This window comes from Flavobacterium chryseum (assembly GCF_004362015.1).
Classification (GTDB): Bacteria; Bacteroidota; Bacteroidia; order Flavobacteriales; family Flavobacteriaceae; genus Flavobacterium.
On record NZ_SNWW01000032.1, the window covers coordinates 1 to 2,851 of the forward strand.

The following is a 2,851-nucleotide window of genomic DNA, read 5'->3' on the forward strand; positions in this document are numbered from 1 at the left end:
TTTGTAATTCTGTTCACTTTTTGTTCTCTAAAATTAAGAACTCATTGTAAACCCCTGTATTTACAGGGGTTTTAGTGGAGTCGCCGGGAATCGAAAACCGAACCGAGCGAATTTTGAATTATAAACAACCGTATTTATTGACTTTACAAACAAATTAAAATGCGTTAATATTAAGTTTTGTTCACCTTTTTGTTCACTGCTGAAATGCTTATATCTCAATGTTTCCAGTACCATTGTAAACGTTTTTTTCAAGGCCAAATATCCAATTAGCATTCACATTATATTTATGACATATTAATTCAATTTGAGAAACTGTGAAATGTGCTTTTCCTTTTTTAATTTTTGTGATTGTTTGTTGAAGCATTCCTATGTCTTGGCAAAAATCATTTGCATAGTGTATCTTCTTTTGAAAGATGAGCAACTCGATTAATCGTAATATTCTTTGATCAGTTGGATGCATTATTCATAGATGTATGTAGTCTTTGAAATTGATGTTCCACTCAATTTTTCAATAACTTGAATAGGCTTATGATTTTCATATATATATTCGTAAGTATAGACATCACCATTTGAATTAGTTTGTGTCGATACATTTTGGACTGGAAATGGAAGCCAAATATTAATTAATTCTTTTGTATATACATTTAAATATGGAGAATTCTCCGAATCTGATTCGTAAGTCGCTTTATAAATTAAAGAACCTTTAGGATCATTTACATTTTTAATGGTTGTATTTATTCCTGATAGAGAAGTGTTTTTATATTCAAAAGAGGATTGTTGAATAACTTTGTTTCCACTTGTTTCTTGAATTGTTTTTAATGATCCTACTCCGTCATATATATACGAATTAATAAAGGTTATATTATCTTCTTTAGATTCACTTCTAGTTATTAATCCATTTTCATAGTAAAAAGAATTTGAGCCAATATTTAAATTGTTTTTTAAATGAGTTATAGACTCTATTTTATTATTTTTATAATTAAAGACATCTTCAAATATGTCTTTATTATGATCTATAGTTCTTATTTTTGTTAACATGCCTTCTGTGTAAAAGTAATTTCTTGTTTCTGACATATTATTTTTTACGTCAAGTTCTATTTCTGTTATTAATTTTTTATCCGCAATAACTTCTTTATTTTCATCATTTGACGAACATCCTAATACTGTAATTAAGAAGATTGATAGTAATGTTTTTTTCATATTTAAATTTTTTAAGGTTTATAATTTGGCGAACGTAATAAATTGCTCTATATATATTTTACGGAAATCCGTAATTATCTTCTATTTCTTTTTCTTTGGATATCTACAATGTTAAATATTTTGGTAACGTCTCTTAAATCCATGTCAAAATCTTCGTAGTAATCATTAAGTGAATGACATGTGATGATTCCTTTTTCAACATCGTGTTTTATGATTCTTTTTACACAAATTCCATTGTCTTTATGGACAATTACAAAATCCCATTTATTGATGTGTAATTTGCTTTCCCAAAAATCTTTTCGAACATTTCTACATAAAAGGATATCTCTCTCAAGATAACTTTCATGTGTTCCATTGTCCATACTGTCACCTTTAACCTCGAAGCAGATGTATTCTCCCTTATGTTCTTTTTCGACTATGAAAGGTATTTTGGGTAATTCTTCAATGAATTCTGGATCGTTGAAGCCATTCAGATAGCCTCCGTATGCGTATTGATTCACTAATGGTACGTTCATTATGTTATCATTTGAAAACGTCAATCGTTTCAAATTTGAATTCTCATTTTCGGTTTTCATTTCGCCTTCACCTTTTAAGATCCAATCTTTAGAAATTCCATACTTGTCTGAAAAAGTATTAATGTAAAGCGCTTTGATACTATCTCGTTTAATTGACTTATTAACAGCATCACTTGTTACCTCAAACAACTCTCCAATCGCTCTATAGCTAAGGCCAAGCTGTTTTCTAGCATATTCAAAACGTTCCGCAATTGTATTCATTATATAATCATATTATTTAGAATCAATACAAATTAATACTTTTGGATAAAATAATTATCCAAAAGTATTAATTTGTCTTAAAATGTATTTATATTTGCTCTGTACAAATGACGAATGCAAATGTACTAAAAAAGTTCTTTGAAATACTGAATACGAAAAAATGTAAATAAAAGCTGATGGGTTTACGAAAACCTCTATGTAAAAAGCTGAAATAGAAAAATCAAATAAGGTTAGCCGTTGCGAGTAAGTCGTAGCATCGAAGCGACAACGGCTCGAATTTCAAAAGACAAAAACATGAAAAAATCATTATTTAAAAAAGCGTGGGATTTATTTAGAAAATTCCAAATGACATTTTCACAGGCTTTAATTGAAGCATGGAAAATGGCGAAAAGAGAAATTTTAATAAAAGCTTACAATAAAATTCCTTCAACAAAAAGTTTACAGAAAAAAAAGCTTGAGGCTAAAAAACTTTGGCAGGCAATTGAAACTATAACATATCCCTGGAGAAGCCATTTAGTTACTAATAACAGTGGAGCAGCAGGATATTATGGAATTGGAAAATACAACGGAGATTAGAAAATTATCAAATAAAATTATATGGCTACAAGAACTATAAAAAGGAAAAAGCTTAAAGATGAAATCTATGATATCATCAGGAATGATATTCCGTTGAGACATAAGATCGGAAAGCAGTTAAATATAGAAGTTCAATCTGTATATCAATCTGCAGCTCGAAAATCTACAAAATTTAGTTTACCGATAATCTTAGAAGTTATTTCTAAGCACACTGGTTTACCAAAAGAAGAGTTGACCAATGTCTAAGATTTTATCTATAGAAGATATGATTTTCTTTTTCATACTTCTACTTATTGCAC

5 protein-coding genes are annotated in these 2,851 nt (G+C 28.9%); 2 read left to right on the forward strand and 3 right to left on the reverse strand.

Annotation, left to right across the window (positions count from 1 at the left end):
- Positions 1 to 208: 208 nt before the first annotated feature.
- The 3 genes from EV143_RS21615 to EV143_RS21310 all read right to left on the reverse strand — a co-directional run bounded on the left by EV143_RS21615 (position 209) and on the right by EV143_RS21310 (position 1,976).
- The gene (locus tag EV143_RS21615; protein WP_166638203.1) at positions 209 to 460 is read right to left on the reverse strand and encodes a helix-turn-helix domain-containing protein; all 252 of its coding nucleotides are present in this window, start codon (positions 458 to 460) and stop codon (positions 209 to 211) included.
- Positions 460 to 1,200 (reverse strand): hypothetical protein, encoded by a 741-nt coding sequence (locus tag EV143_RS21305; protein ID WP_133509915.1) that lies wholly within the window; start codon positions 1,198 to 1,200, stop codon positions 460 to 462. Before EV143_RS21305 ends, EV143_RS21615 begins: the two co-directional genes overlap by 1 nt.
- A gap of 74 nt (positions 1,201 to 1,274) precedes the next feature.
- The gene (locus EV143_RS21310; RefSeq protein WP_133509916.1) at positions 1,275 to 1,976 is read right to left on the reverse strand and encodes a S24 family peptidase; all 702 of its coding nucleotides are present in this window, start codon (positions 1,974 to 1,976) and stop codon (positions 1,275 to 1,277) included.
- A gap of 294 nt (positions 1,977 to 2,270) precedes the next feature.
- Between EV143_RS21310 and EV143_RS21315 the strand changes: the two genes are divergently transcribed.
- Together EV143_RS21315 and EV143_RS21320 are read left to right on the forward strand one after the other, a co-directional pair.
- Positions 2,271 to 2,552: a hypothetical protein gene (locus tag EV143_RS21315; protein ID WP_133509917.1), complete on the forward strand. Its 282-nt coding sequence runs from the start codon at positions 2,271 to 2,273 to the stop codon at positions 2,550 to 2,552.
- 21 nt (positions 2,553 to 2,573) lie between these two features.
- A complete protein-coding gene (locus EV143_RS21320) occupies positions 2,574 to 2,798 on the forward strand; it encodes a hypothetical protein (RefSeq protein WP_133509918.1) in 225 nt (74 codons plus the stop codon).
- Positions 2,799 to 2,851: the final 53 nt, after the last annotated feature.